Source organism: Bacillus sp. FSL R7-0685 (genome assembly GCF_038002425.1).
Classification (GTDB): Bacteria; Bacillota; Bacilli; order Bacillales; family Bacillaceae; genus Bacillus; species Bacillus subtilis.
Genome location: NZ_JBBOCN010000001.1, coordinates 2,431,516 through 2,456,953, shown reverse-complemented (window position 1 = coordinate 2,456,953; position 25,438 = coordinate 2,431,516). Strand labels below are relative to the sequence as shown.

35 protein-coding genes and 1 tRNA gene are annotated in these 25,438 nt (G+C 41.6%); 29 read left to right on the top strand and 7 right to left on the bottom strand.

The window, feature by feature from the left end:
• The first annotated feature begins 46 nt into the window (after nucleotides 1–46).
• The 4 genes from pstC to pstB (MKY50_RS12760) are packed head-to-tail and all read left to right on the top strand — an operon-like array spanning nucleotide 47 to nucleotide 3,483.
• Nucleotides 47–976, top strand: a complete 930-nt coding sequence (gene pstC / locus MKY50_RS12775) for a phosphate ABC transporter permease subunit PstC (RefSeq protein WP_015714268.1) — start codon at nucleotides 47–49, stop codon at nucleotides 974–976.
• Nucleotides 976–1,860 carry a phosphate ABC transporter permease PstA gene (gene pstA / locus MKY50_RS12770; protein ID WP_003230103.1) on the top strand — a complete coding sequence of 295 codons (885 nt, stop codon included), beginning with the start codon at nucleotides 976–978 and terminating at the stop codon, nucleotides 1,858–1,860. Before pstC ends, pstA begins: the two co-directional genes overlap by 1 nt.
• A gap of 20 nt (nucleotides 1,861–1,880) precedes the next feature.
• Nucleotides 1,881–2,690, top strand: coding sequence for a phosphate ABC transporter ATP-binding protein PstB (pstB, locus tag MKY50_RS12765; RefSeq protein ID WP_015384102.1), 810 nt, complete (start codon nucleotides 1,881–1,883; stop codon nucleotides 2,688–2,690).
• A 10-nt stretch (nucleotides 2,691–2,700) separates the two neighbouring features.
• Nucleotides 2,701–3,483 carry a phosphate ABC transporter ATP-binding protein PstB gene (gene pstB / locus MKY50_RS12760; RefSeq protein WP_341116775.1) on the top strand — a complete coding sequence of 261 codons (783 nt, stop codon included), beginning with the start codon at nucleotides 2,701–2,703 and terminating at the stop codon, nucleotides 3,481–3,483.
• Nucleotides 3,484–3,509: 26 nt separating this feature from the next.
• Here the strand turns inward: pstB (MKY50_RS12760) and MKY50_RS12755 are convergent, their stop codons facing one another.
• Together MKY50_RS12755 and MKY50_RS12750 are read right to left on the bottom strand one after the other, a co-directional pair.
• Complete coding sequence (locus tag MKY50_RS12755) at nucleotides 3,510–3,974, bottom strand: endolytic transglycosylase MltG (protein ID WP_014480272.1); 465 nt, start codon at nucleotides 3,972–3,974, stop codon at nucleotides 3,510–3,512.
• Nucleotides 3,971–4,324 (bottom strand): hypothetical protein, encoded by a 354-nt coding sequence (locus tag MKY50_RS12750; RefSeq protein ID WP_003245993.1) that lies wholly within the window; start codon nucleotides 4,322–4,324, stop codon nucleotides 3,971–3,973. The genes MKY50_RS12755 and MKY50_RS12750 overlap by 4 nt, the downstream gene beginning before the upstream one ends.
• Nucleotides 4,325–4,503: 179 nt before the next feature.
• Between MKY50_RS12750 and MKY50_RS12745 the strand changes: the two genes are divergently transcribed.
• The 12 genes from MKY50_RS12745 to MKY50_RS12690 all read left to right on the top strand — a co-directional run bounded on the left by MKY50_RS12745 (nucleotide 4,504) and on the right by MKY50_RS12690 (nucleotide 14,771).
• A complete protein-coding gene (locus MKY50_RS12745) occupies nucleotides 4,504–4,974 on the top strand; it encodes a hypothetical protein (RefSeq protein ID WP_042976511.1) in 471 nt (156 codons plus the stop codon).
• The gene (locus MKY50_RS12740) at nucleotides 4,971–6,050 is read left to right on the top strand and encodes a glycosyltransferase family 4 protein (protein WP_341116772.1); all 1,080 of its coding nucleotides are present in this window, start codon (nucleotides 4,971–4,973) and stop codon (nucleotides 6,048–6,050) included. The genes MKY50_RS12745 and MKY50_RS12740 overlap by 4 nt, the downstream gene beginning before the upstream one ends.
• An 83-nt stretch (nucleotides 6,051–6,133) precedes the next feature.
• Nucleotides 6,134–6,283: a 50S ribosomal protein L33 gene (rpmG, locus tag MKY50_RS12735; protein ID WP_003153056.1), complete on the top strand. Its 150-nt coding sequence runs from the start codon at nucleotides 6,134–6,136 to the stop codon at nucleotides 6,281–6,283.
• 84 nt (nucleotides 6,284–6,367) lie between these two features.
• Nucleotides 6,368–6,931: a 5-formyltetrahydrofolate cyclo-ligase gene (locus MKY50_RS12730; RefSeq protein ID WP_043857824.1), complete on the top strand. Its 564-nt coding sequence runs from the start codon at nucleotides 6,368–6,370 to the stop codon at nucleotides 6,929–6,931.
• Between the two features lie 66 nt (nucleotides 6,932–6,997).
• Nucleotides 6,998–7,171, top strand: coding sequence for a hypothetical protein (locus MKY50_RS12725; RefSeq protein ID WP_003230126.1), 174 nt, complete (start codon nucleotides 6,998–7,000; stop codon nucleotides 7,169–7,171).
• Between the two features lie 89 nt (nucleotides 7,172–7,260).
• On the top strand, nucleotides 7,261–8,784 hold the full coding sequence (yqgP, locus tag MKY50_RS12720; protein WP_341116771.1) for a rhomboid protease YqgP: 1,524 nt from the start codon (nucleotides 7,261–7,263) through the stop codon (nucleotides 8,782–8,784).
• A gap of 109 nt (nucleotides 8,785–8,893) precedes the next feature.
• Entirely contained in the window at nucleotides 8,894–9,109 is a 216-nt protein-coding gene (locus MKY50_RS12715; RefSeq protein WP_004399107.1) for a YqgQ family protein, read from the top strand.
• A gap of 10 nt (nucleotides 9,110–9,119) precedes the next feature.
• A complete protein-coding gene (glcK, locus tag MKY50_RS12710) occupies nucleotides 9,120–10,085 on the top strand; it encodes a glucose kinase GlcK (RefSeq protein WP_003230132.1) in 966 nt (321 codons plus the stop codon).
• Nucleotides 10,086–10,201: 116 nt separating this feature from the next.
• On the top strand, nucleotides 10,202–12,118 hold the full coding sequence (locus MKY50_RS12705) for an LTA synthase family protein (protein ID WP_341116770.1): 1,917 nt from the start codon (nucleotides 10,202–10,204) through the stop codon (nucleotides 12,116–12,118).
• An 82-nt stretch (nucleotides 12,119–12,200) separates the two neighbouring features.
• On the top strand, nucleotides 12,201–13,331 hold the full coding sequence (locus MKY50_RS12700) for a M14 family metallopeptidase (protein ID WP_015251708.1): 1,131 nt from the start codon (nucleotides 12,201–12,203) through the stop codon (nucleotides 13,329–13,331).
• A gap of 67 nt (nucleotides 13,332–13,398) precedes the next feature.
• The gene (locus MKY50_RS12695) at nucleotides 13,399–14,454 is read left to right on the top strand and encodes a YqgU-like beta propeller domain-containing protein (protein ID WP_443111389.1); all 1,056 of its coding nucleotides are present in this window, start codon (nucleotides 13,399–13,401) and stop codon (nucleotides 14,452–14,454) included.
• 2 nt (nucleotides 14,455–14,456) lie between these two features.
• On the top strand, nucleotides 14,457–14,771 hold the full coding sequence (locus tag MKY50_RS12690; RefSeq protein ID WP_003230139.1) for an MTH1187 family thiamine-binding protein: 315 nt from the start codon (nucleotides 14,457–14,459) through the stop codon (nucleotides 14,769–14,771).
• A 31-nt stretch (nucleotides 14,772–14,802) separates the two neighbouring features.
• Here MKY50_RS12690 and MKY50_RS12685 read toward each other — a convergent pair whose 3' ends face one another.
• A complete protein-coding gene (locus MKY50_RS12685) occupies nucleotides 14,803–14,976 on the bottom strand; it encodes a DUF2759 domain-containing protein (protein WP_003230141.1) in 174 nt (57 codons plus the stop codon).
• 156 nt (nucleotides 14,977–15,132) lie between these two features.
• Between MKY50_RS12685 and MKY50_RS12680 the strand changes: the two genes are divergently transcribed.
• Nucleotides 15,133–15,768 carry an MBL fold metallo-hydrolase gene (locus MKY50_RS12680; protein ID WP_041850020.1) on the top strand — a complete coding sequence of 212 codons (636 nt, stop codon included), beginning with the start codon at nucleotides 15,133–15,135 and terminating at the stop codon, nucleotides 15,766–15,768.
• Nucleotides 15,769–15,807: 39 nt separating this feature from the next.
• Here the strand turns inward: MKY50_RS12680 and MKY50_RS12675 are convergent, their stop codons facing one another.
• Complete coding sequence (locus MKY50_RS12675) at nucleotides 15,808–16,053, bottom strand: DUF2626 domain-containing protein (protein WP_003226300.1); 246 nt, start codon at nucleotides 16,051–16,053, stop codon at nucleotides 15,808–15,810.
• Between the two features lie 231 nt (nucleotides 16,054–16,284).
• On the opposite strand from MKY50_RS12675, the gene mgsR reads away from it, so the two are divergent.
• Nucleotides 16,285–16,665 carry a transcriptional regulator MgsR gene (gene mgsR, locus MKY50_RS12670; protein WP_003230147.1) on the top strand — a complete coding sequence of 127 codons (381 nt, stop codon included), beginning with the start codon at nucleotides 16,285–16,287 and terminating at the stop codon, nucleotides 16,663–16,665.
• A gap of 66 nt (nucleotides 16,666–16,731) precedes the next feature.
• Here the strand turns inward: mgsR and MKY50_RS12665 are convergent.
• Nucleotides 16,732–16,802 (bottom strand) — tRNA-Gln (locus tag MKY50_RS12665).
• A gap of 86 nt (nucleotides 16,803–16,888) precedes the next feature.
• On the opposite strand from MKY50_RS12665, the gene rsbRD reads away from it, so the two are divergent.
• Nucleotides 16,889–17,725: an RsbT co-antagonist protein RsbRD gene (gene rsbRD / locus MKY50_RS12660; RefSeq protein ID WP_015384093.1), complete on the top strand. Its 837-nt coding sequence runs from the start codon at nucleotides 16,889–16,891 to the stop codon at nucleotides 17,723–17,725.
• A gap of 52 nt (nucleotides 17,726–17,777) precedes the next feature.
• Here the strand turns inward: rsbRD and MKY50_RS12655 are convergent, their stop codons facing one another.
• Nucleotides 17,778–19,106: a hemolysin family protein gene (locus tag MKY50_RS12655; RefSeq protein ID WP_024573395.1), complete on the bottom strand. Its 1,329-nt coding sequence runs from the start codon at nucleotides 19,104–19,106 to the stop codon at nucleotides 17,778–17,780.
• A 142-nt stretch (nucleotides 19,107–19,248) separates the two neighbouring features.
• Between MKY50_RS12655 and corA the strand changes: the two genes are divergently transcribed.
• From corA to MKY50_RS12605, 10 genes are all read left to right on the top strand, one after another.
• Nucleotides 19,249–20,202 carry a magnesium transporter CorA gene (gene corA / locus MKY50_RS12650; RefSeq protein ID WP_015483432.1) on the top strand — a complete coding sequence of 318 codons (954 nt, stop codon included), beginning with the start codon at nucleotides 19,249–19,251 and terminating at the stop codon, nucleotides 20,200–20,202.
• Between the two features lies 1 nt (nucleotide 20,203).
• Nucleotides 20,204–20,401, top strand: a complete 198-nt coding sequence (locus tag MKY50_RS12645; RefSeq protein ID WP_029726717.1) for a hypothetical protein — start codon at nucleotides 20,204–20,206, stop codon at nucleotides 20,399–20,401.
• 212 nt (nucleotides 20,402–20,613) lie between these two features.
• Nucleotides 20,614–21,684 carry a competence protein ComGA gene (comGA, locus tag MKY50_RS12640; RefSeq protein WP_015714258.1) on the top strand — a complete coding sequence of 357 codons (1,071 nt, stop codon included), beginning with the start codon at nucleotides 20,614–20,616 and terminating at the stop codon, nucleotides 21,682–21,684.
• Nucleotides 21,671–22,708: a comG operon protein ComGB gene (gene comGB / locus MKY50_RS12635; RefSeq protein ID WP_116316545.1), complete on the top strand. Its 1,038-nt coding sequence runs from the start codon at nucleotides 21,671–21,673 to the stop codon at nucleotides 22,706–22,708. The genes comGA and comGB overlap by 14 nt, the downstream gene beginning before the upstream one ends.
• Nucleotides 22,709–22,721: 13 nt before the next feature.
• Nucleotides 22,722–23,018, top strand: a complete 297-nt coding sequence (gene comGC / locus MKY50_RS12630; RefSeq protein WP_003230162.1) for a comG operon protein ComGC — start codon at nucleotides 22,722–22,724, stop codon at nucleotides 23,016–23,018.
• Nucleotides 23,008–23,439 carry a comG operon protein ComGD gene (gene comGD, locus MKY50_RS12625; RefSeq protein ID WP_029726720.1) on the top strand — a complete coding sequence of 144 codons (432 nt, stop codon included), beginning with the start codon at nucleotides 23,008–23,010 and terminating at the stop codon, nucleotides 23,437–23,439. The genes comGC and comGD overlap by 11 nt, the downstream gene beginning before the upstream one ends.
• Nucleotides 23,423–23,770 (top strand): ComG operon protein 5, encoded by a 348-nt coding sequence (comGE, locus tag MKY50_RS12620; protein WP_167408284.1) that lies wholly within the window; start codon nucleotides 23,423–23,425, stop codon nucleotides 23,768–23,770. The genes comGD and comGE overlap by 17 nt, the downstream gene beginning before the upstream one ends.
• A 25-nt stretch (nucleotides 23,771–23,795) precedes the next feature.
• Nucleotides 23,796–24,179 (top strand): ComG operon protein ComGF, encoded by a 384-nt coding sequence (gene comGF / locus MKY50_RS12615; protein WP_032726158.1) that lies wholly within the window; start codon nucleotides 23,796–23,798, stop codon nucleotides 24,177–24,179.
• Entirely contained in the window at nucleotides 24,180–24,554 is a 375-nt protein-coding gene (gene comGG, locus MKY50_RS12610; protein WP_167408283.1) for a ComG operon protein ComGG, read from the top strand. It abuts the gene before it with no gap.
• A 70-nt stretch (nucleotides 24,555–24,624) separates the two neighbouring features.
• Complete coding sequence (locus MKY50_RS12605; RefSeq protein ID WP_003230176.1) at nucleotides 24,625–24,804, top strand: YqzE family protein; 180 nt, start codon at nucleotides 24,625–24,627, stop codon at nucleotides 24,802–24,804.
• 41 nt (nucleotides 24,805–24,845) lie between these two features.
• Here MKY50_RS12605 and MKY50_RS12600 read toward each other — a convergent pair whose 3' ends face one another.
• On the bottom strand, nucleotides 24,846–25,172 hold the full coding sequence (locus MKY50_RS12600) for a YqzG/YhdC family protein (protein WP_003246051.1): 327 nt from the start codon (nucleotides 25,170–25,172) through the stop codon (nucleotides 24,846–24,848).
• Nucleotides 25,173–25,438: the final 266 nt, after the last annotated feature.

Genomic DNA, 25,438 nt, shown 5'->3' with positions numbered 1-25,438 from the left:
GGGACAACCGTTTCTCCTCTTAACACATTCATAGGAGTGTAAAACAATGATAAACAATAGAGAAAATATGTCTGTGAGCGAGCGTTTAATCAGCTCAAGGCAAAATCGGCAATTGGATGAAGTTCGGGGAAGAATGATTGTGACAGCATGTGCGCTGATTATGATTGCGGCATCTGTTGCGATCACCATTTTCCTCGGCGTGAAGGGGCTGCAATCTTTTCTTGTAAATGGTGTAAGCCCAATTGAATTCTTAACGAGCTTAAATTGGAATCCTACAGATACTGATCCGAAATACGGAGTGCTGCCATTTATTTTTGGCTCATTTGCAGTAACGATTCTTTCTGCTCTAATCGCTGCGCCGCTTGGCATTGCAGGTGCGATTTTTATGACAGAGATTGCCCCGAATTGGGGAAAGAAAGTGCTGCAGCCGGTGATTGAGCTTTTAGTCGGTATTCCATCTGTTGTTTATGGATTCATAGGTCTTACAGTATTGGTGCCGTTTATCGCCCAGTTCAAATCGAGCGGAACAGGGCACAGTTTATTGGCGGGAACGATTGTCCTTTCCGTCATGATTCTGCCGACGATCACATCGATTTCTGCTGATGCAATGGCTTCTCTTCCGAAGAGTTTACGAGAGGGTTCTTACGCGCTTGGTGCGACAAGATGGCAGACGATCAGAAAAGTACTTGTGCCTGCAGCTTTTCCAACATTGATGACAGCTGTTGTGTTAGGCATGGCTCGGGCGTTCGGTGAAGCTTTGGCTGTTCAGATGGTCATTGGAAATACAAGAGTATTGCCGGAAAGCCTGTTTGATACTGCGGGAACGCTGACAACGATCATCACGCTGAATATGGGCCACACCACATACGGAAGTGTTGAAAACAATACGCTGTGGTCAATGGGGCTTGTGCTTCTGGTGATGTCATTCCTGTTCATCCTGCTTATTCGCTACTTGTCATCTAGGAGGAAAGTGTAATGAACCGCAAAATAACAGATAAACTAGCGACCGGAATGTTTGGTTTGTGTGCAGCCATTATCGCTGCCATTTTAGTAGGTTTGTTTTCCTATATTATTATAAACGGTGTTTCTCAGCTCAGTTTTCAATTTATTACAACAAAATCGAGCGCCATTGCAGCTGGAGGAGGCATACGGGATCAGCTGTTTAACTCCTTTTATATTTTGTTTATTACAATGCTGATTACAATCCCGCTCGGTGTGGGCGGCGGGGTCTTCATGGCTGAATACGCGCCTAATAACAAAGTAACTGACTTCATCAGAACATGTATAGAGGTGCTTTCATCTCTTCCGTCTATTGTCATTGGAATGTTTGGATTATTGATGTTTGTCAACTTAACAGGCTGGGGATATACGATCATAGGCGGAGCGCTTGCGTTAACTGTTTTTAACCTTCCTGTCATGGTGCGTGTGACAGAAGACGCGATCCGTTCAGTCCCTAAAGATCTGAAGGAAGCCTCTCTCGCTTTAGGTGTATCACGCTGGCATACCGTAAAAACGGTTTTAATTCCAAGTGCGATTCCTTCTATTATCACAGGAGCAATTTTAGCGTCAGGAAGGGTGTTCGGGGAAGCGGCCGCATTATTATTTACGGCAGGCCTGACAACACCGCGTCTTAATTTTACGGAGTGGAACCCGTTTTCGGAAACATCACCGCTTAATATTTTCAGGCCCGCTGAAACACTTGCGGTCCACATTTGGAACGTCAATACACAAGGAATGATTCCGGATGCTGAAGCGATTGCCAACGGTGGTTCTGCCGTGCTGGTGATTTCTGTTCTTGTGTTTAATCTCGCGGCGAGATGGCTTGGCACGATGATCTACAAAAAGCTTACGGCAAATTAGAACGGAAAGAGGCGAAAAACATGTCTGAACAAATGGTAAAAGAAAAACCTGAGCGAGCTGTTATTGTTCCGAAGCAGAACCACGTGCTTGAGGTCAAAGATCTGTCTATTTTTTACGGAAATAAACAAGCCGTTCATCATGTAAACATGGATATTGAAAAAAATGCGGTGACTGCTTTAATTGGGCCGTCGGGATGCGGAAAATCTACTTTTTTGAGAAATATTAACCGAATGAACGATTTAATTCCATCTGCAAGAGCGGAAGGTGAAATCCTTTATGAAGGATTAAATATATTGGGCGGCAATATTAACGTTGTCAGCTTGAGAAGAGAAATCGGCATGGTTTTCCAAAAACCAAATCCATTTCCGAAATCGATCTATGCGAATATCACACATGCATTGAAATATGCCGGAGAGCGGAATAAAGCTGTTTTAGATGAAATTGTGGAAGAAAGTTTAACAAAAGCAGCGCTCTGGGATGAGGTGAAGGATCGTTTACATTCATCCGCACTCTCGTTATCCGGCGGCCAGCAGCAGCGTTTATGCATCGCGAGAACGCTTGCGATGAAGCCGGCTGTTCTTCTGCTTGATGAACCAGCTTCAGCACTTGATCCGATTTCAAATGCAAAAATAGAGGAATTAATTACAGGATTGAAAAGAGAATACTCAATTATTATTGTCACGCACAATATGCAGCAGGCTCTGCGGGTTTCTGACCGGACGGCATTCTTTTTAAACGGCGAGCTTGTAGAATACGGACAGACCGAACAGATTTTCACGAGTCCGAAAAAGCAAAAGACAGAGGATTATATTAACGGAAAATTCGGATAGGAGGGCGGCAATGAGTATTGCTACCGAAGCTGTAATGAAACAGGAAGTCTATCAAGTCAATGGAATGAACTTATGGTATGGGCAGCATCATGCTTTAAAAAATATCAATTTGAGCATTTATGAAAATGAGGTTACGGCGATTATCGGACCATCCGGATGCGGGAAATCGACCTTTATCAAGACATTGAATTTAATGATTCAAATGACGCCGAATGTAAAGCTTGCAGGTGAGCTGAACTATAATGGCAGCAACATTTTAAAGGATAAAGTGGACATCGTGGATTTGCGAAAAAATATCGGCATGGTATTCCAAAAAGGGAATCCGTTTCCGCAATCTATTTTTGATAATGTGGCTTACGGACCGAGAGTCCACGGCACCAAAAATAAGAAGAAGCTTCAGGAAATTGTGGAAAAGTCATTAAAAGACGTGGCGTTATGGGATGAGGTGAAGGATCGATTGCATACGTCCGCTCTTTCGCTGTCAGGGGGCCAGCAGCAGCGTCTTTGCATCGCCAGAGCACTTGCGACCAATCCTGATATTTTGCTGATGGATGAACCGACATCTGCACTAGATCCAATCTCAACGAGAAAAATTGAAGAACTCATTCTAGTGCTGAAAAATAAATACACAATTGTCATTGTCACGCATAACATGCAGCAGGCAGCAAGGGTTTCTGATCAAACCGCCTTTTTCTACATGGGCGAGCTTGTTGAATGCGACAATACGAATAAAATGTTCTCTAACCCGAAGGACCAAAGAACGCTCGATTACATTTCAGGAAAGTTTGGATGAAAAAACAGGCTGAGTCAGCCTGTTTTTTATCGTGTTAACGTTTTTACGATCTTTTTGAAACTCATGTCTGATTTTACTTTAAACTCGCCGGCACGAATTTCTTTGTGATAGCCGGCATCAATGACATAGTCATTAAAGTCTTGAGCCGAAGAGATAATGCCCTCTTTTTCAAGAATAGCAGATACATCCGCAGTGCTCATGCCATCTTTAATTTTGAGCTTGTACGTTTTGACTTTGTCTGTTTTCGTGTCTGAGCTGCTGTCATCGGTCAACGATTTCTCTTTTGAATCAAGAAGTTTTTGATATTCATCACGGTTCACAGAAACCATTTTTTTAGAATCAAGGTAATTGTTCACGTCTTGTTCAGTTACTGTTTTATTATCTTTTACAGCAGCGGCCTGGTCTTCGTCAGTCAGATAAAAAACAGCTGCAAGAACGGCTGTCGCTAAAATGATGCCGCCAGCAAATGCCTGAATGCCCCGTTTTGTCATACGAGCACCTTCTCATTATCTTTGATAATCGTATTCACGTCTTCCACTGATACATGCTCAGCTTTAGCAATCGCTTCAGCTGACATACCGTTATTATATTTAGAAAGTATTTGTTTAGCGATTTTTTGATTGATGTCGTTCTGCTTTGATTTGCGAATGACAAGGTTTGTTTCCAGTAATTCTTCCTCAAGCACTGTCATTTTCTTTTTGAGCTTGTAAATTTCCTGCATCGCAGAAAGCTGCAGTGTTTCGAGCTCCTGTTCTACATCTTTCATCGGGTCTCTTTGAGAATATGAGAATGCAATTAGCGCTATACTGACGATAAACAACGCAATAATAGCAATTTCCACGTTTCATCACCTTCTATTCTTTTTTTATCCTTCTTTTTTATACCATAAAACCAATAGTTTCTAAAGGAATTCGCGAAAAAAACGAGATTTTGTCGAGAAATCTTTCTTTGCTTCTTCTTTATGTAATGGTTTAATAGGAACACGAAGTGAACGATTGGAAAGGAGAATGTTAGGAGTCCATGGATAAACACCCATTTCCCTATAATATACGACATAAGCTTTCCTTTTTTAGGGACACATTCGACATAATCATTCAAAACGCTCACACCTTGACCGTAAGCTGGGAAATCTCGGAAGAAACAATGCGGCTGGCTGAAGCGGTCCTTTTCGAAAAAACGCAGGATATGATAAAAGAATTGCGCATTGTCATCAAAAGAAAAGACATTGAAGCTGTCAGGACAAAACGCACAACGTATGATAAAGGCGAATGGACGATTAGACAGGCGGCTGGTGATGCTGTATATCGGGCTGAATACAGAATTGTGAATTCAATGAATGTCTCTCTCAAGCTTGCCGATACAGACGACATCTATCTTGATGAAAATGGGATTCGTCATATAAACAGCTTTCAGATTGAGGAAGCGCATACCAGGTGGGAGGCGCAATTTTCTGCATACACCTGTTATGGGAGAGGGGAGAGAGAACGGTGAACATTCTCATGCTTTCACCCGAACATCCCGATGAGCCGAAAAGCGGGCTCGGTGTCTATTTAAACCGCCTCATTTCCTATTTAAATCCTCATATCAACATTACGGTTTGTACTCCGAGCGGGCAGCTGTTTTCGTATGCGAAGTTTGAAGATTACATAGCTGATGCTAACTTTACAATGGTTCGCCATGTGTTATCACACAATGAACGCTTTGATCTGATTCATGCCCATGATGACACAACAGCTCCTGCCGCCCAGTATTTGAAACAACGGCTTGGCCTTCCGCTTGCTGCGACAATCCACGGCCTGGAAAGCGAAAGGAAGAAGGTGTGCCGAGAAGCCCCACACCCATACAGGCTCATGACCGAACGGCTCCTTATAGAATCGGCTGATGCTTTGGTCGTATTAAGCACATTTATGAAGCGGTCTCTTAATAAGGCAGCACATAAAAAAATAACCGTTATCCCAAGCCATGCATCTATGGAGGAAGAGAAGGGGAAAATCCAAAGAAGCATAAATAGAAGATTCCTCTTTTCATATGGAAGGTTCGTTCCGGAAAAAGGATTTTCGCAGCTGTTAAAGGTATTTGCCATCTTGAAGCAGCGTCAACCTGACCTCTATCTAGTGCTGGCTGGGGAGGGGCCGTCTCTGTCCTCCTATGAGAAATTGGCTGCGGCATATAACCTGAAGGATCGTGTCATGTTTCTGCCGTTTCTAAATAGGAAAGACATCAGAACGTTACTGTCTCACTGTGAAATGGCTGTTTTCCCTAGTTCTTATGAACCGTTTGGGCTTGCCGCGCAAGAAAGCATGGAACAAGGTGTGCTGACTGTCGTTTCTCAGTCGGGTGGTTTTTGTGATTATGCCGTTCATGACAAAACGGCAGTCATCGCTAATTTTACGCTCGTACAGGAAGCGGCTGATCTGCTGGACAGCTTTTTAAAAGACCGGGAAAAAGCCCGCCGGATAAAAGAAGCTGGCAGACAACAAGTGTTCAAGCTCCACCACCCCCGACTCATTACGTCATCATATTTGCAGCTTTATGAGCGTATCTTCAATAATTCAGCAATTCATTGAAAAACAGCCTAGCATTCCGTCCATTATAGTGGTATTATATATAAGTCTGAATAAGTAAATGATTTTAGTTTGGAGGGAAAATAATGCGCGTTAATATTACTTTGGCTTGCACTGAATGTGGTGAGCGTAACTATATTTCTAAAAAGAACAAACGCAACAATCCAGACCGCGTTGAATTTAAAAAATATTGCCCACGTGATAAAAAATCTACGTTACACCGTGAAACAAAATAACAGCCTTGCTGTTTGAGGTGTAAGAAAAAAGCCAGAGCTTTGAAAAAGGTTCTGGCTTTTTTTCTATTCCGAGGGGGATGAGAGATGAAATCACAATTAAGAAAAAAGACGCTGGAGGCACTGTCTGCTTTATCAAATGAAGATATTCTTCAAAAAACGGAACGTATGTATAAGTACTTGTTTTCTCTGCCGGAGTGGCAAAATGCCGGCACCATTGCCGTCACTATTTCCAGAGGATTAGAGATACCGACGCGTCCTGTCATTGAGCAGGCTTGGGAAGAAGGAAAACAAGTTTGCATCCCAAAATGCCATCCGGACACGAAGAAAATGCAATTTCGGACATATCAGACCGATGATCAGCTCGAAACCGTGTACGCCGGACTGCTCGAGCCGGTAATTGAAAAAACAAAAGTAGTAAACCCATCACAAATTGACTTGATGATCGTTCCAGGTGTTTGTTTTGATGTTAACGGGTTTAGGGTCGGCTTTGGAGGCGGCTATTATGATCGCTATTTAAGTGAATATGAAGGGAAGACAGTCTCTTTGCTTTTGGAGTGCCAGTTGTTTGCGCACGTACCCCGCCTGCCGCATGACATCCCTGTACATAAGCTGATAACAGAGGATCGGATTATTTCTTGTTTTTCATAACTTTCCTGTCCCTTATTCGAGAATAAATAAGGTAGAATAACAAACCCTATTGGCAGGAGGGATATCATGAAAAAACTTTTGATATATGCCATTTTCGCGGTTTCTGCCGTCATGTTTTATCAAAATCGCTACCGTCTTATGAATACTGTACTCAGCCAGCCAGGAATCAGGCGGTCTTTTATCCATTTGTTTTTAAGAATTCCATTTATCCGCAATAAGTTTATACAGCAAGCTTTCTAAAATCCCGTGAAAAACGGGATTTTTTGCTTTCAGTAGGCGTTTCGGAGCGCCAGCTGTTATAATGAAAAAAAACTATTGGAGCGGTAAACATGTTTTTGCTGGAGTATACATATTGGAAAATTGCGGCGCACCTGGTGAATAGCGGGTATGGCGTCATACAAGCCGGTGAGTCAGATGAAATATGGCTGGAAGCGCCGGACAAGTCCTCTCATGATCTAGTTCGTCTTTATAAGCACGATCTTGATTTCCGTCAAGAAATGGTTAGAGACATCGAAGAGCAGGCCGAACGAGTAGAACGAGTCAGACATCAATTGGGCAGACGAAGGATGAAGCTGCTGAATGTGTTTTTTTCAACGGAAGCCCCTGTTGATGACTGGGAAGAGATTGCAAAAAAAACTTTTGAGAAGGGAACTGTGTCAGTTGAGCCGGCGATCGTTAGAGGAACGATGCTTCGAGATGATCTTCAAGCGGTTTTTCCATCATTTCGTACAGAAGATTGTTCAGAGGAACACGCTTCGTTTGAAAACGTGCAAATGGCGCGAGAACGCTTCCTTTCGCTAGTGCTGAAACAAGAAGAACAGAGAAAAACTGAAGCGGCGGTTTTTCAAAATGGAAAACCGATTTTTACATATTTATTTATTGCGCTTCAGATCCTGATGTTTTTCTTGCTCGAAATAAACGGGGGCAGCACAAATACGGAGACGCTGGTCGCTTTTGGAGCAAAAGAAAACAGCCTGATTGCACAAGGAGAATGGTGGCGGCTTCTGACACCGATCGTGCTTCACATCGGCATAGCGCATTTAGCTTTTAATACGCTGGCTTTATGGTCGGTTGGTACAGCGGTTGAGCGGATGTATGGATCGGGGAGATTTTTGCTGATTTATCTGGCTGCTGGCATTACGGGTTCGATTGCGAGTTTTGTGTTCAGCCCGTATCCTTCGGCAGGCGCATCAGGAGCCATATTCGGATGCTTAGGCGCATTACTGTATGTTGCTTTGTCTAATCGAAAAATGTTTTTAAGAACCATAGGAACCAATATTATTGTCATTATTATCATCAATCTGGGCTTTGGTTTTGCAGTTTCGAATATTGATAATTCAGGACATATCGGCGGCTTGATTGGCGGCTTTTTCGCTGCAGCGGCATTGGGGTTGCCCAAAGCCAGAGCCTTTGGAAAAAGATTGTTGTCAGCGGTTTTGCTGATTGCTTTGGCTGGCGGATTTTTATATTACGGATTGCATTCGCCTTCACACCAGGAGTCAGCGCTGATTCAGCAGGCAAGCGAGCTGTATCAGGAAGGAAAGTATGAAGAAGTAACAGAATTGCTGAACGGAGAAGCAGCGCAAAAAGATGCCTCTGCCGATCTTTTGAAAATTCTTGCTGTATCTGATATTAAAATCGGCGAATATGATCAGGCGGTTTTCCATTTGGAACGAGCAGTGAAAAAAGAACCTAAAGACCATGCCTCATATTACTATTTAGCCTTATTGTATGCGGAAAAAAATGAGCTTGCACAAGCAGAAAAGGCCATCAGGCTGGCTTTAAAATTGGAGCCGAAGGAGCAGCGCTACAAGGAGCTGCAGCAACAAATTGAAAACAATAAAGAATCATAAAGGTGGAATACGGAAAGGAGGCTGGCTTTTTTGTCAGCGTTTTCTTCTTGACTGACCGCTTCCTTATGAATACGCTTATGATAGTTAAGTTCAAGAAATGGTGAGGAAAATGAATACATTTTATGATGTGCAGCAGCTGTTAAAAACGTTTGGCCACATTGTTTATTTTGGAGACAGAGAGCTTGAAATTGAGTTTATGCTGGATGAATTAAAGGAATTATACATGAACCACATGATTGAAAAGGAGCAGTGGGCCAGAGCGGCAGCTGTCCTTCGAAAAGAATTGGAACAAACAAAAAACGGAAGAGATTTTTATAAAGGCTAAGGTGATAAAAATGGACGAGATATGGTTTGCGGGCATTGACCTGGGAGGAACGACGATTAAACTCGCTTTTATTAATCAATATGGCGAAATTCAGCATAAGTGGGAAGTTCCGACTGATAAAACCGGCGACACGATTACTGTCACAATTGCAAAAACAATCGACAGCAAGCTGGATGAGCTGCAAAAACCGAAGCACATCATCAAATACATCGGAATGGGTGCACCAGGCCCTGTAGATATGGCGGCAGGAGTGGTTTATGAAACAGTAAATCTAGGGTGGAAAAATTATGCTTTGAAAAACCATCTGGAGACAGAAACCGGCATCCCAGCTGTTATAGAAAATGACGCGAATATTGCTGCGCTCGGGGAAATGTGGAAGGGAGCGGGTGATGGCGCAAAAGACGTCATTCTCGTGACGCTTGGCACAGGAGTTGGCGGCGGCATCATTGCAAATGGTGAAATTGTACATGGTATAAATGGCGCCGGCGGAGAAATCGGCCATATTTGCAGCATCCCTGAAGGCGGAGCGCCCTGCAACTGCGGCAAAACGGGCTGTATCGAAACAATTGCGTCAGCAACCGGAATTGTAAGAATTGCAAAAGAAAAAATAGCAAATGCTAAAAAGACGACACGTTTAAAAGCAACCGAACAATTGTCAGCGCGGGATGTGTTTGAAGCGGCGGGTGAAAATGATGAAATTGCCCTTGAGGTGGTTGATTATGTAGCCAAGCATCTTGGTTTGGTGCTCGGAAATTTGGCAAGCTCGCTTAATCCATCCAAAATCGTTCTTGGCGGCGGCGTATCGAGAGCCGGAGAACTGCTGAGATCAAAAGTCGAGAAAACATTCCGCAAATGCGCGTTTCCGCGGGCAGCCCAAGCTGCTGATATTTCAATCGCAGCACTTGGAAATGATGCCGGCGTTATCGGAGGCGCTTGGATCGCTAAAAATGAATGGCTGAAACATCAAAATTGTTAAAATTGTGTAAATGAAATTGATTTTTTGTTGTGCTCAGGTTAAGATTTAATTTGATGTGTTAATGAGAATGTTGGGAATAGACTGATTTTTTTGAGCGTGCTGCATAGGAGGTTGAAATGCGAAAAACGTTTTTTTCGAAGATTTCATTTATGCTGATTGCCATTTTATTGATGTGGCTGAAAACGTATGCTGTTTACAAAACCAGTTTTCATATTAAAATCGACAATCTAACACAGGAATTTATTCTGTTTATCAACCCATTGAGTTTTTTGTTGCTTATTTTTGGCCTCAGCCTGTTTTTAAAAGGCAAAAACAGAAATCGCTACATTATCGCGATGAGCTGTCTTGTCACGTTTGTATTGCTGGCAAATATGGTTTTTTACCGTTTTTACAATGATTTCTTAACAATCCCTGTTCTTTTTCAAACGAGCAATATGGGTGATCTCGGAAGCAGCATCGGAACACTTCTTGAGCCGACAGACCTCCTATTAGCTGTAGATATTGCGGTTTTAATATGGCTTCACATCCGGCAAAAAGCTTTTCAATCGGACATTCCCTCAACGAAAAATGAACGGGCGGCTTATTTTTTGTTCGTTGCTTCTGTTTATTTCTTCAACCTGGGCTTGTCTGAGGCGGAAAGACCTCAGCTATTGACACGCTCATTTGACAGAGAAATGCTTGTTAAAAACATTAGCCTGTTTAATTTTCATATTTACGATGGCGTTCTTCAGTCAAAGCAATCCGCACAGAGAGCGTTGGCAGACAGCAACAGCCTGACGGAGATTGAAAACTACGTAACCGCTAATGCGAAGGATGCCAACAAACGCTTATTCGGCGCTGCAAAAGGAAGGAACGTCATTCTCGTATCCTTAGAGTCGACGCAAAGCTTCGTGATTAATGAAAAATTGAATGGAGAAGAAATCACGCCTTTTCTGAATGAGTTTATAAAACAGAGCTACAACTTTAATAATGTTTACCACCAAACAGGCCAGGGGAAAACCTCGGATTCTGAATTTATCGTGGACAATTCACTGTATCCGCTTGGACGAGGTGCCGTATTTTTTACGAATGCGGGCAATCAATATATGGCCGCTCCTGAAATTTTGAAAAACAGCGGATACTATTCAGCGGTGCTCCACGCTAATAATAAGAGCTTTTGGAATCGTGATTTAATGTACGACTCATTTGGATATGATTCGTTTTTTGATATTAACTCGTATGATGTAACTGACGAAAATTCAGTCGGCTGGGGACTTAAGGATAAAGAATTTTTTGAGCAGTCTTCAGAGCTGATGAAAAATCTGCCTCAGCCGTTTTACTCGAGGCTGATTACACTGACGAACCACTTCCCGTTTGATCTTGATGAAGAGGACCAATTGATTGATGAATATGATTCAAGCAGCCAGACGCTAAATAAATATTTTCCGACAGTGCGTTATCAGGATGAGGCGCTGAAACGGTTTATCGAAAAGCTGAAGGAAGACGGGTTATACGACAACTCTGTTATTGTATTATATGGTGACCATTATGGTATATCAGAAAACCATAATGAAGCGATGGGGCAGTTTTTAGGAAAAGAAATAACCCCATTTGAAGAGGTACAGCTCCAAAAAGTGCCGCTGGTCATTCATATTCCGGGTATTACTGATAAAAAGCCGCAAACCATTGAAACAGTAGGCGGGCAGATTGATATCAGGCCGACGCTGATGAATCTTTTAGGGATTGATACGAAAGATCAAATTCAATTCGGCAACGATCTGCTTTCAGACGAAAAACTGGACTTCACGGTGCTCCGGGACGGGAGCTTTATCACAGATCAGGTTGTTTATACAGACGGTGCGTGTTATGACAAAGAGACGGGAAAACCGTTAGAAGAGACAAAACAATGTGAAGCATTTGCTGATAAAGCAAAACAGGAGCTATCACTTTCTGATGAAATCATTTATGGGGATTTGTTGCGATTTTATGACCAGAAAAGGCTGGACAATTCGTCAAAGCGGAAAGAAAAACAAATGCTTGATCAGGCATCATAATCACAATGTCTCCCGCATCGAAGTGAGCGGGAGGCTTTCTTTTTTTTAATACGCTGTCATATAGTAACAAAAAAGGGGGATGATGATGGCGTTTATTACTGTGAAACCTGAGATCAAGAACAATTTGGCCAATGTGGCGAAAGAACTGAAGATAGACGAGGAATTGCTTAAAAGTGCAAATCGCTCCGCACAAAAACATCAATTGTATTGCCCTGGTTATGTGATAGAGGAGCATAGCGGCAAAGAGCTTCAAACCATTCAGGACATAAAGCGCTTTTTACAGCCTCGGCAGCTGAAACTTTCAGATAGCTGGATTGAGCAAGAGAAAATCTATGATGATTCAGCTGTTGAAAAGGAAATAAAGAAGATTATTGATGTTTTTCCGTTTGTCTCATGCCGGGAAATTGGCCGTTCTGTACTCGGCAGGCCTATCTGGGAGCTGAAGGCTGGTGGGGAGCATGCCGTAAAAAAGGTCCATATGAACGCGTCATTTCATGCGAATGAGTGGATTACAACGTCTGTCCTGCTAAAATGGTTTAAGGAATACTGTATGTCATTATGCTGCAATTCGCCTTTCTTTGGCTTTTCTCCCATAAAGCTGTTTAACAGCACATCCTTATCCCTCGTTCCTCTTGTCAATCCGGATGGCGTTGATCTTGTTTTAAACGGATCAGAAGTCATGGGAGCCAGAAGAGATGAACTCGAAAGGCTAAATGAACATCGTCCAAATTTTAATGAATGGAAGGCGAATATAAACGGGGTTGATTTAAATAAACAATTTCCATCATTATGGGAAATTGAAAAATACCGAAAACCGACAGCACCCAGCTACCGCGATTTTCCGGGAATCTCTCCGCTTACGGAGCCGGAATCTATTGCGATGTACCGGCTGATCACGGAGAATCCGCCTGACAGACTGCTGGCTCTTCATACTCAAGGAGAAGAAATTTATTGGGGCTATAAAGGCCTTGAGCCTGAGGAATCTGCTGCCGTCATAAAGGATTTTGAGGAGTTAAGCGGGAACATTTATAAGGGAGTAAGGGATATAGACAGCTATGCTGGATTTCGTGATTGGTTTATTCACCATTATTTTAAGGAAGGGTATACGGTGGAACTTGGAAAAGGCCAAAATCCTTTGCCGTTTCAGCAGTTTTCACACATATATAACGCCACAAGCGGTATCTTGTGGAGGGCGTTATTTTTTCATGAGTAACTGAAACTTTTTCTTTTTTCTGCCGAAGCAAATATGAGAAAATAAAGATGATCGGAGGGGAATGCTGATGAGATCAGTTTGTTTTATTCTGCTGGCGGTATTGCTGTTTAGTTTATCGGCATGCGAACCATCTCATCAGCAGCAAAAACAGGCATCGGCGGCAAAAGATGAGAAAAAAGACATCATACCGCTTTCCGCGGAAAAAGCGGATGGGGCGGAAGGCTGGCTGAATAACAGCACAATATTATATACTGCGTCTAATCCGACGAAAACAGAGCTTTTTGCGTACCGCATCTTTACAGGCAAAGCGAAAAAGCTCTATCAAACGGATGGTCAAATCGTTGATGTTCAAATCAATGCGAGGGAGCAGATGATTCTGCTGCAAATCACACATAGCCAAAAGACGGCAGTGGTTTTGCTTAATGCAGAAGGAGAGACGCTTTACGAAAAAGATTACGAAACGTATGAGCTTGAAGCTGCTTGGAATCAGTATGATCCTTATCAAATGATGGTGACGGAATTCAATGAAAACTGGGATTTCCATACATATCAGGTGAATGCTAAAAAAGACGAATCTTTCTTAAGCCCAGTACAGGTTCCGTTCATTCATTGGACATCCAAAAATACATTTGATTATGTAAAAGAGGGAAGAGACGATAAAACAGGGCCTTTATATACGTTCGATACAGCTTCTAAGACGGAACAGAAGCTTGAGGATAACGTTCTATTCTTCGATTCTTTCCATCAAATGAGTTTTACTGTCAAATCAGCTTCCGGAGGAAAAGGGACGTATCAGTTTAAAACGCCGCAATCAACATCACCTGTTACAGCGAAATGGCCGCTCCAAGCGAAATATACAAGTTTGGCTCCAATGGAGTATGACTATGATGAAGCAGGAGGCCTGTTTTATACATTCAAACAAAGCGGCGATGCATATAAGCTCGCAGCAGTCAATGTAGCATCGGGAGAGACAAAAGATCTTGTGTCTCTGCGGGAAATGGAGCCGATTCAAATATCTCCGAACGGGAAATATGCGTTATACGGCTTTCATTTTGAGCAAATTATTTTATTGAAATCACATGAAACGAAGCAACTCATCATTGATCAAAAGGAGATGGAATAACGATGGCTATCGCAGATGTAACCATTATCCCAATCGGTACGGAAACACCCAGTGTCAGTGCTTACGTAGCCGATGTGCAAAAGATATTAGAAGGATATCAAGCAGAAGGGAAAATCAAATATCAGCTGACACCGATGAATACGCTGATCGAGGGAGAACTCAGTGACCTTTTTGCAGTCATTCAGGCAATTCACGAAGCGCCATTTCAAAAAGGATTGCACAGAGTGGCAACGAATATCCGCATCGATGACAGGCGTGACAAAAAAACGACGCTTGAGAGCAAAATAGAAAGTGTCAATAAACATTTACAGCCATAAAAATAAACCTGTATCCGATCGGATACAGGTTTTAATGTGCGGTTGGATACCCGCTGTTTATTACGGTCATCACGGTAAACCATCCAAAGACAAATAAGGTGGCACCGGCTAATAAAAACCCGAGTATATTTTTATTTCTAACAGAACGCAAGACTCCCCATAAAGCGAAAAGAGCGACAAGGCCGAAAATCACGACAAGTAACATAACACAGCCCCCTTTACATTGAAAAACCTGCAATTCTTTCCAGTTTTATTCTACCTGTTTTTTATAGGTTTGTCGATAGCGTTTTCATTGCGATTGTTTGAATCTTTTTTAAAAAACCCTCATAATAAGAGCATAAAAAAGAAAGAGGTGATAATAGTGAAATGGAGACGAATGCCAGTAGGGCCGATTCAAGCGAACGCATATTTTCTCATCAGTGATGATCAATGCCTGATTTTTGATCCGGGCGGCGAGGGACATAAAATCAATCAATACATAAAAGAAAAAGGGCTGACGCCTTTAGCCATTTTGCTTACACATGCCCATTTTGACCATATTGGGGCGCTTGATGAAGTGAGAGAAAAATGGGATATCCCTGTTTACCTGCATCAAAATGAAAAAAATTGGCTTGCGGACGCTTCTTTAAACGGCTCCGGCATGCTGCGAGGGATAGAAGTCACAGCTAAGCCTGCAGATCATCTAATTGAAGGCGACGGTGAGTTGAATATCGGGCCGTTTCATTTGGAAACATTATTTACGCCGGGACATTCACCAGGCAGTGTGTCTTACTACGTGAAAGATGCAGACTTGGTCATCTCCGGAGATGTCTTGTTCCAAGGCGGTATAGGACGTACGGATTTAATAGGCGGCGATCAAGAGACGCTGCTGACGTCCATTCATGAAAAACTGCTTACGCTTCCGGAACACACGCTGGTGTTAAGCGGCCATGGACCTGAAACAGACGTACTGACTGAGCAGGACCAAAATCCGTTTTTAAATGGGTTTTCATTGTAAAAAAAGAGACAAACCGATAAGGTTTGTCTCTTTCTGCATTTAATGGCCTCCGCCGCCGGGCACCATAATAAAAATTGAGTAATATGTAAAGCCGGCGAAGAAAATTGTTAAATAAGCGCCAAAAATATAAATATACATGCGTTCGGTTAAGTTCAAATACGATAGAAACACAAATAAGATCGTCTGTCCAAAAAATAAAAGGGAAGCATCTTTCATATCACCTAAATAAAACATGACTGCAAAAATTCCCGTCCAAAATCCTAACACCCGGAACATGCGATTCATTTTTATCCCCTCCCGAGAGTCCCTCTGACTGTTATTATAATAGATCACACCTAGAAATGTAAACATTTTCATTATTAATATACAAATGGAATTTGTCCTTTTGATTGTGTTTTCTATTGTATGAATGTTTTTTAAAAAATAATCCGAAAAAAGTTCTGTAAATGGTTTAAATGAAAAATGATCCGGGTAGTTATTCTACAAAGAGATGGTTAACTGAGGAGGAAAAAACGAATGGAACAACAATTAACTTTTTACTCATATCCAAGCTGCACGTCATGCCGAAAAACAAAACATTGGCTTAAAGCACATCAAATTGAATTTAACGAACGGCACTTATTCAGAGAAACCCCGACAAGAGAAGAATTAAAGTACATTTTATCGTTAACGACAGAAGGAATTGATGAAATTTTGGCGACAAGAAGCCAGACTTTCAAAAATTTAAATTTAAACATTGAAGAAATGACGGTAAATGAGGTGCTGGAACTTTTAATCGAGAAGCCGAAGCTTTTGCGACGCCCGATTCTAGTAGACAACAAAAAGCTGGTGATTGGTTATAACCCGGGAGAACTGTTGAAGTTATCGAAGAAGAAAACGGTTCATCAATCTGCATGATGAAAAACCGAAGATCCGCTGATTTATAGGAATCAGCTTATCTTCGGTTTTTCACCTGTTCAGAAACTGGGCTAGCTGGATTCGAACCAACGATCACGGAGTCAAAGTCCATTGCCTTACCGCTTGGCTATAGCCCATTGAATGTAAACATAGTATGTGTAAAGGCAGACGCGTTATACATATATAGCGTACATTTTTCAAAAACAGGAGGTAACTCATTAAGATGATAGCTCTTGATCAGCACTTAACAGAGCACAAAGAAGATATCACGCAACAATGGCTGGAAGTTTGTACATCAAAAGGCAGCTGGCTGTATTCAGCGAAAGATCAGCAAAAACTAGAACAAAAGTTAAAAGACCAGCATGAATTATTGGTGACCATCGTAGCAAAATCCCTTAGAAAAGAAGACGTAGAGGATGAGCTCAACAGGTGGTCTCTTCAATGCGCCAGAGACCGTGCCGTTCATGAAGTGACGGTAACAGAAAGTGTCGGCCAGTTTAACACCTTCAGGCACATCATGTTTGAATGGATTCAGAAATTCAGCGAAGCTTCTTCTCAAGACATCAGCATTCAGGATTTTTATGAGTGGAGCCGGATCTTGAATCAAAACATTGATGAGATCATCGAAGTGTTTACGGAAGAATATCACCAGGTGACCATGATACAATTAAACGCGCAAAAAGAAATGATTAATGAATTGAGTGCGCCGATTATGCCGATTACTGATGGAATTGGGATTCTTCCGCTTGTCGGTGAAATTGATACGTACAGAGCGAGGACGATTTTGGAGTCTGTGCTGGAGCAGTGCTCAGCGTTAAAGCTCTCGTATTTATTTTTAGATATTTCGGGCGTTCCTATCGTTGATACCATGGTAGCCTATCAAATTTTTAAAGTGATTGACAGCACCAAATTGCTCGGCATTGAGACGATTATTTCAGGAATCAGGCCGGAAATTGCCCAAACTGTCGTGAAGCTGGGTCTGGATTTTTCGAATGTGAAAACCGAGCAAAGTCTTGCTAAAGCCCTGGCCAATAAAGGGTTTAAAATAAAAGAGTGTTGATGCCTTTGCCATGTTAATCTTGAAAGATAGCAGCTGAACAGCCTTTCACGGGCTATTCAGCTTTTTTAACTTCTATAAATAAAATGTGATGGCTGTTGATGTCTTTTACCTTAAAAGAGTAGCCATCATATTCTATGGTACTTTCAGGCTCAGCGTCTATGTTTTGTGTCAAAAACCAGCCGCCCAAGGTGTCTACTTCTGCGTCTGACAAATCGGTTCCAAGCAGGCTGTTAACATCGCTGATTAATAATTTTGCATTTAACAAGTAATGATCCTTTCCAAGTTCGCGGATATGAGGCACTTCATCCGCATCAAATTCATCACGGATTTCTCCTACAATTTCCTCGATAATATCTTCGACAGTGACCAAACCGGACGTCCCGCCATATTCATCTATGAGGATCGCCATATGAGTGCGTTCCTTTTGCATTTTCAGCAGTAGTTTATAAATAGGAATCGTCTCAATGACATGCATAACGGGCTGTACGAAAGGTTCAATTTGATGCTTCTTGATTGAAAAATCTTTCGTCAGCATGGAAAACAGCACTTCTTTCATATTAATCACGCCAATGACGTTATCTTTATCCTCTCTTATAACCGGGTACCGTGTATATTTTGTTTGCTTGACTGTTTCCTGAAGATTTGAAATGGAGTCTTCATCTAGTGACAAACTAACCATTTCATTTCGCGGCACCATAATTTCCTTTGCCATTCGTTTATCAAAGGTGAAGATATTATTCATGTACTTTAATTCACTTTTTCTAATCTCGCCGCTTTTATAGCTTTCAGCCAATAGGACACGAAGTTCTTCCTCTGTATATGCCAGCTCGTGCTCTGATGCCGGCTTCAGTCCAAACACTCCTGTAATCAATCGGGCAGAGTGGTTCAACAGCCAAATGAATGGAAACATGATCTTATAAAACCAAATAAGCGGTTTAGCGAACAACAAGGTAATGCTTTCTGCTTTTTGAATGGCGAAACTCTTTGGAGCCAGCTCCCCGATAACGACATTTAAATACGTAACCGCTAAAAATGCGATGACGAGTGAAAGCAGGTGGGTAAGCGATTCATTTAAGCCTGCTTTATGAAAAAGCGGTCGAAGCAGAGTTTGCACAGTCGGTTCCCCAAGCCATCCCAGTCCTAATGCTGCGACTGTGATGCCCAGCTGACAGGCTGATAAATATTCATCAAGGTGAGTGATGACATGCTTTGCCGCTTTAGCACCTTTCTTTCCTTTTGCGACAAGCTGATCAATTTTGGACCGCCGCACTTTCACGATTGAAAATTCTACGGCAACAAAAAATCCTGTTAACAAAATGAGAATAGCGACTGCTAGTAAATTGACAAATTCCAAAACAACTGCCTTCTCCAAGGAAGGCATGCACCTCCCTTTTCCGATGTCTTTCTACATTCCATACCACCTGAAAATGCTCATAAAACATGTGTTGAAGCGGCAGACTGGTTTAGTGACGCGGTTATTGGGCAATTAAAGAATAAAGAACAAAAGTTTGGAGGATCTTGACATGAAGGCACATACAGGAAAGGATTGGTTTTGGTACCAAATGGGGCCTCAAGAAAGAAGTAAGGCAAGAGATCTAATCCATTTTTCTCACTGGCCTCAGTGTGAAAAGTGGTTTGAAAATAACCATCACGTTAATTTTTTGCGAGTAGATACAACTGAAACGGAAAATGAAGCGGTATTTGGGTCGATTGTTTATGATCAGGGGCTTGGTGAAGAAAAAGATCATACTGTTTTTCACTTTTATATCACCAGACAATATTTTTTTACAATCAATTTTGATTTTTCGATTTTGAGAGAGATTAAAGGAAAAGAAGTTGTCCGGCAAATGGAAAGAGCGGACAATGCGATAGAGGGGTTTTTAATTCTTCTCGGCGAACTAATGAATGCGTATTTAATCGGTGTTGATGAATTTGAAGTAAAGCTGAGAAAGCTTAGATGGCAGATTAAAGACGACAATAGCAAAAGCATTTTAAACCGTGTCCATCTCCTGCGCCATGAACTGATGATTTGGAAAAATTTGATACTAAGCGCTAAAAAAATTGAAATGGCGTTGAAAGAAACCTTTTTACCTCAAAATGAAGAGAAAAAGGATTATCAGCGGACACAACTGAAGATTGACAGGGGATTTACATACATCAGCGAATTTGAAGGGGAGCTTAACAATCTGCTGCATTCAGAGGAAGTCATTACCTCACATAGGGGGAATGAAATTGTAAAAGCGCTGACCATTTTCACGACGCTTTTTACGCCGATTACAGCTCTGGGGGCCTTATGGGGGATGAACTTTTCAGTGATGCCGGAACTGAATTGGAAATACGGATATCTCTTTTCTCTCTTATTGATTGTCACATCTACAGTTCTGATCTATCTCTATTTGAGGAAAAAAGGCTGGACGGGAGATATGCTGCAGGAGCGGAAGAAGAAAAAGAAACCTCGAAAAAGGCGGACTCTATAGGATGTTTCATATTTTGTGCAGCGTGCCCCGCTTTTTCACCAGACATATCAGGGTGACCGGATACGATGTCAAGGCGCTTATGGCAGAGCATCAAATCCGCAGTTTATCGATTCTTGAAAATGACCAAATGACCGGTATTGTTGCATTAGGCGACCTTTCCGTTGAAAAAGATACTGGTCAAAAAGCGAAAACAGCATAATGAAAATGGAATCAAGCAGGCATGGTGACCATGTCTGCTTTTTTATTATTGGGAAAATTATAATGAAAGGGGCACATTCAGTTGAAAGTTTTTTTTTCTTGCCAGAAAGAATTGGTTTTTCAGCATATAACATCTCACAAAATCACGTTTTCCCTGTTTGATTACCTTTTCTTCTTTTTCTACAATATGCGTTGAAAGGAGAGGGAATCAAATTGGATTCAATAGAAAAGGTAAGCAAAAACTTGATTGAAGAGGCATATCTAACAAAGGCTTCTGATATTCACATCGTGCCGAGGGAGCGGGACGCTATCATTCATTTTCGGGTCGATCATGCCTTGCTGAAAAAAAGGGACATGAAAAAAGAAGAGTGCGTAAGGCTGATTTCACATTTTAAATTTCTTTCAGCAATGGATATAGGTGAAAGGCGAAAGCCGCAAAACGGTTCGCTTACGTTAAAGCTGAAAGAGGGAAATGTTCATTTAAGAATGTCAACGCTGCCCACAATTAATGAAGAAAGCCTCGTGATCAGAGTGATGCCCCAATACAATATCCCTTCGATTGATAAATTGTCGCTATTTCCGAAGACAGGAGCCACATTACTCTCGTTTTTAAAACATTCCCATGGCATGCTCATTTTTACCGGGCCAACTGGTTCAGGGAAGACTACCACACTATACTCTCTCGTTCAATATGCAAAAAAACACTTTAATCGAAATATTGTCACATTAGAGGACCCTGTTGAAACAAGGGACGAAGATGTTCTTCAGGTTCAGGTGAATGAAAAAGCCGGTGTAACTTATTCCACAGGTCTGAAAGCAATTTTGCGCCATGATCCCGATATGATTATTTTAGGTGAGATCAGAGACGCGGAAACAGCTGAAATTGCGGTGCGGGCAGCGATGACGGGACATTTGGTACTAACGAGCCTTCATACGAGAGACGCAAAGGGCGCCATTTACAGACTGCTTGAATTCGGTATCAATATGAATGAAATCGAACAGACTGTCATTGCAATAGCGGCTCAGCGCTTGGTTGATTTGGCTTGCCCGTTTTGTGAAAACGGATGTTCATCAGTGTATTGCCGACAGTCACGAAATACCAGGAGAGCTAGCGTTTATGAGCTTCTATACGGGAAAAATCTTCAGCAATGTATCCAGGAGGCAAAAGGAAATCATGCAAATTACCAATATCAAACGCTTCGTCAAATTATCAGAAAAGGAATTGCGCTCGGCTATTTAACGACAAACAACTATGACCGGTGGGTTTATCATGAAAAAGATTAGAAAAGTCTGGTCATTAAAGGATCAAGCCAGGTTATTAAAGCGGCTCGGTGAAATGACTGCGGGGGGATATACGCTTCTGGATGGATTACGCCTGATGGAACTTCAGATGAATAAGAGGCAGGCGGCTGACTTGACTGATACGGTCACTTGTTTGAGGGAAGGGGTTCCGTTTTATCAAGTACTAAAGAGTTTGTCATTTCATAAGGAAGCCGTAGGTATTTGTTATTTTGCTGAAACACATGGTGAACTGCCTGCTTCCATGATCCAGAGCGGAGAGCTGCTGGAACGAAAAATTGCACAGGCAGACCAGCTGAAAAGAGTGCTGCGCTATCCGCTTTTCCTCATCTTTACGGTCGCTGTCATGTTTTATATGTTACAGTCCATCATCATTCCTCAGTTTTCCGGTATCTATCAATCGATGAATATGGAAACCTCACGTTCAACCGATATGCTTTTTGCTTTTTTTCAGCATATTGATCTTGTGATCATTTTGCTTGTTCTTTTTACAGCAGGTATCGGGATTTATTATTGGCTTGTGTTTAAGAAAAAATCACCTGCCCGGCAAATGCTGATTTGTATCAGGATTCCTTTGGTTGGAAAGCTTGTCAAGCTGTTTAACAGCTACTTTTTTTCTTTGCAGCTAAGCAGCCTTTTAAAATCAGGCCTCTCAATTTATGACAGCCTTAATGCATTTAAACATCAAACGTTTCTCCCTTTCTACCGCTGCGAGGCTGAACAATTGATTGAACGGCTAAAAGCCGGTGAGTCAATTGAATCCGCTATTTGTGGAAGCCCTTTTTATGAAACTGATTTATCAAAAGTCATATCTCACGGCCAGCTGAGCGGCCGATTGGATCGGGAGCTTTTCACATACAGCCAATTCATATTACAGCGGCTGGAACACAAGGCGCAAAAATGGACAGGCATCCTTCAGCCAATGATTTATGGATTTGTTGCAGCGATGATCTTACTTGTGTATTTATCTATGCTTGTGCCTATGTATCAGATGATGAATCAAATGTGAAAGGAAGAGGCTGATGAATGAGAAAGGATTTACACTTGTTGAAATGTTAATCGTGCTCTTTATTATTTCGATTTTGCTTTTAATTACGATACCGAACGTCACGAAACATAATCAAACCATTCAAAAAAAGGGCTGTGAAGGCTTACAAAACATGGTTAAGGCACAAATGACTGCATTTGAGCTTGATCATGAAGGACAAACTCCGAGCCTTGCCGATTTACAGTCAGAGGGCTATGTGAAAAAGGATGCTGTCTGTCCAAATGGTAAGCGCATTATCATCACCGGCGGAGAAGTTAAGGTTGAACATTAAATTAAACGAGGAGGAGGGGTTTACCCTTTTAGAAAGTTTGCTTGTGTTAAGCCTTGCCTCTATCCTCCTGGTGGCCGTCTTCACTACACTTCCTCCTGCTTATGACAATACAGCTGTCCGACAGGCAGCAAGGCAGCTGAAAAATGATATTATGCTCACACAGCAGGTTGCTATTTCCCGTCAACAAAGAACAAAAATTTTCTTTCATAAAAAAGAATATCAATTAGTCATTGGTGATACGGTCATTGAACGTCCGTATGCAAGGGGACTTTCTATAGAACTGCTGACATTAAAAGACCGTTTGGAATTTAATGAGAAAGGGCACCCGAATGCAGGCGGAAAAATACGAGTAAATGGCCATGCCGTATATGATATAACAGTTTATCTAGGGAGCGGGAGAGTCAATGTGGAGAGAAAATAAAGGTTTTTCTACAATAGAAACAATGTCTGCGCTAAGCCTGTGGCTGTTTGTGCTGCTGACAGTCGTCCCCTTGTGGGACAAGCTGATAGCTGATGAAAAAATGGCGGAATCACGAGAAATTGGCTATCAGATGATGAATGAGAGCATTAGCAAATATGTCATGAGTGGTGAAGGAGACGCGTCAAAAACGATTACAAAGAACAATCATATCTATGCAATGAAGTGGGAGGAGGAGGGCGAATATCAAAACGTATGTATCAAAGCCGCAGCTTATAAAGAGAAATCATTTTGCCTCAGCATCCTGCAGACAGAATGGCTACACGCTTCTTAACGTATTATTTTCGCTCTCAGTCTTTTTGCTCATATCAGGATCGTTAGCTGCGATTTTCCATCTGTTTTTATCTCGACAGCAGGAACATGACGGTTTCACACAGCAAGAATGGATGATTTCGATAGAACAGATGATGAATGAATGCAAGGAATCACAGGCAGTTAAGACAGCCGAGCATGGGAGCGTGTTAATCTGCACCAATCTTTCCGGACAAGACATCCGTTTTGACATTTATCATTCAATGATAAGAAAAAGAGTGGATGGCAAAGGGCATGTTCCGATTTTAGATCATATTACTGCCATGAAAGCTGATATTGAAAATGGTGTTGTTTTGCTGAAAATTGAGAGTGAGGACCAAAAAGTGTATCAAACTGCTTTTCCAGTCTATTCGTATTTAGGAGGGGGGTGAATGTATCGTACAAGAGGGTTTATTTATCCAGCTGTTCTTTTTGTGTCAGCGCTTGTGCTGTTAATCGTGAACTTTGTTGCTGCTCAATATATTTCACGCTGCATGTTTGAAAAGGAAACAAAAGAGTTATACATAGGAGAGAATTTGCTTCAAAATGGTACGCTTCTTTCGATTCGGCACGTTCTAGAGAAACGGAAAGGCCAGGAGGGTACGCAGCAATTTCCATATGGACAGGTTTCTTATTACATTCATGATACATCGATAAAAGAGCAAAAAGAAATCAACTTAAGAGTGTCAACGGAGTCGGGAACAGAAAGAACTGCACAGATCGTGTTTGATCAAAAACAGAAAAAGCTGCTGAGATGGACAGAATAAAACAGTGTAAAGGGTATAAAAAAAGTCATGTGAGACAACACTCATAATAATTGAATGATGAGGTGATCACGTGAAAACGAATGATTATGTTAAATATATGACGCAGCAATTTGTCAAATATATAGATACTCCGAGAGATGAGCGAAAAGAACGAAAAGAGGTGCGGAAAGAAACAAAAACGCCTGTTTCCCAGCAGTGGTTCGGTATTTTACCCTATGGCTTCCGACTTTGGCTGAAACGGAAAAAATAACCGCAAATAAACGAATAAGGTCCTTCAAAAAATGGAGGACCTTATTGATATTCTTCTAATATGGCAATTTTATTGACCTTTTGGCTATAAGGATCAAATGAAATCGTCACAAAAACGCCGAATTCTTTTGACCCTTCCCTCAGAGTTAAATGGTATTGCTTCACTGCTTCATCTTTTCTTTTACGGTCCCATACTTTTTGTTTGAACAGTACCTGTGCAAGCGGGTACCTTTTTTTTGCTTCTTTTACAGCAATCTCTTCCCATTTGGACATGTGGCGGGCGGTTACAAGCGGTGTTTCTTCTGCGTGAGCGGCTGTGGTGCCAAAGACGAGAAGAGATAGACAAATCACACATTGTTTGATCATCATGCTGTCACCCTTTCTTTGTTTATTATTACCAAATAATAATGGGATATGCATTTAAATTCTCACATAACAATCCCAAAAATTTCAAAAAAATTGAAAAAATGAGCAATACTGAGCAAGACTTTGTAATATGATGAAAACATTCTTTTAAACGAACGAAATGAGCGATTTCGGTGTTTTTAAATCTATAAATCGTTGATTATACTCTATTTGTGAAGTTCTTTAAAGAGAACGATTGTCATATCAAGTTACAGTGTTTTACAGGAGGT

Bases quoted from the DNA above. Each gene is read 5' to 3' on its own strand.
- rpmG (WP_003153056.1), top strand. From the start codon at position 6,134: ATGCGCGTTAATATTACTTTGGCTTGCACTGAATGTGGTGAGCGTAAC.
- MKY50_RS12730 (WP_043857824.1), top strand. From the start codon at position 6,368: ATGAAATCACAATTAAGAAAAAAGACGCTGGAGGCACTGTCTGCTTTA.
- pstA (WP_003230103.1), top strand. From the start codon at position 976: ATGAACCGCAAAATAACAGATAAACTAGCGACCGGAATGTTTGGTTTG.
- MKY50_RS12755 (WP_014480272.1), bottom strand. From the start codon at position 3,974: ATGACAAAACGGGGCATTCAGGCATTTGCTGGCGGCATCATTTTAGCG.
- glcK (WP_003230132.1), top strand. From the start codon at position 9,120: ATGGACGAGATATGGTTTGCGGGCATTGACCTGGGAGGAACGACGATT.
- corA (WP_015483432.1), top strand. From the start codon at position 19,249: ATGAAGGCACATACAGGAAAGGATTGGTTTTGGTACCAAATGGGGCCT.
- MKY50_RS12685 (WP_003230141.1), bottom strand. From the start codon at position 14,976: ATGTTACTTGTCGTGATTTTCGGCCTTGTCGCTCTTTTCGCTTTATGG.
- rsbRD (WP_015384093.1), top strand. From the start codon at position 16,889: ATGATAGCTCTTGATCAGCACTTAACAGAGCACAAAGAAGATATCACG.
- MKY50_RS12695 (WP_443111389.1), top strand. From the start codon at position 13,399: ATGAGATCAGTTTGTTTTATTCTGCTGGCGGTATTGCTGTTTAGTTTA.
- comGB (WP_116316545.1), top strand. From the start codon at position 21,671: ATGAAAAAGATTAGAAAAGTCTGGTCATTAAAGGATCAAGCCAGGTTA.
- comGE (WP_167408284.1), top strand. From the start codon at position 23,423: ATGTGGAGAGAAAATAAAGGTTTTTCTACAATAGAAACAATGTCTGCG.
- pstB (WP_015384102.1), top strand. From the start codon at position 1,881: ATGTCTGAACAAATGGTAAAAGAAAAACCTGAGCGAGCTGTTATTGTT.
- yqgP (WP_341116771.1), top strand. From the start codon at position 7,261: ATGTTTTTGCTGGAGTATACATATTGGAAAATTGCGGCGCACCTGGTG.
- comGC (WP_003230162.1), top strand. From the start codon at position 22,722: ATGAATGAGAAAGGATTTACACTTGTTGAAATGTTAATCGTGCTCTTT.
- MKY50_RS12690 (WP_003230139.1), top strand. From the start codon at position 14,457: ATGGCTATCGCAGATGTAACCATTATCCCAATCGGTACGGAAACACCC.
- MKY50_RS12645 (WP_029726717.1), top strand. From the start codon at position 20,204: ATGTTTCATATTTTGTGCAGCGTGCCCCGCTTTTTCACCAGACATATC.
- MKY50_RS12745 (WP_042976511.1), top strand. From the start codon at position 4,504: ATGGATAAACACCCATTTCCCTATAATATACGACATAAGCTTTCCTTT.
- MKY50_RS12725 (WP_003230126.1), top strand. From the start codon at position 6,998: ATGAAAAAACTTTTGATATATGCCATTTTCGCGGTTTCTGCCGTCATG.
- pstB (WP_341116775.1), top strand. From the start codon at position 2,701: ATGAGTATTGCTACCGAAGCTGTAATGAAACAGGAAGTCTATCAAGTC.
- MKY50_RS12705 (WP_341116770.1), top strand. From the start codon at position 10,202: ATGCGAAAAACGTTTTTTTCGAAGATTTCATTTATGCTGATTGCCATT.
- comGG (WP_167408283.1), top strand. From the start codon at position 24,180: ATGTATCGTACAAGAGGGTTTATTTATCCAGCTGTTCTTTTTGTGTCA.
- MKY50_RS12700 (WP_015251708.1), top strand. From the start codon at position 12,201: ATGATGGCGTTTATTACTGTGAAACCTGAGATCAAGAACAATTTGGCC.
- MKY50_RS12715 (WP_004399107.1), top strand. From the start codon at position 8,894: ATGAATACATTTTATGATGTGCAGCAGCTGTTAAAAACGTTTGGCCAC.
- MKY50_RS12675 (WP_003226300.1), bottom strand. From the start codon at position 16,053: ATGAATCGCATGTTCCGGGTGTTAGGATTTTGGACGGGAATTTTTGCA.
- MKY50_RS12655 (WP_024573395.1), bottom strand. From the start codon at position 19,106: ATGCCTTCCTTGGAGAAGGCAGTTGTTTTGGAATTTGTCAATTTACTA.
- mgsR (WP_003230147.1), top strand. From the start codon at position 16,285: ATGGAACAACAATTAACTTTTTACTCATATCCAAGCTGCACGTCATGC.
- MKY50_RS12600 (WP_003246051.1), bottom strand. From the start codon at position 25,172: ATGATGATCAAACAATGTGTGATTTGTCTATCTCTTCTCGTCTTTGGC.
- pstC (WP_015714268.1), top strand. From the start codon at position 47: ATGATAAACAATAGAGAAAATATGTCTGTGAGCGAGCGTTTAATCAGC.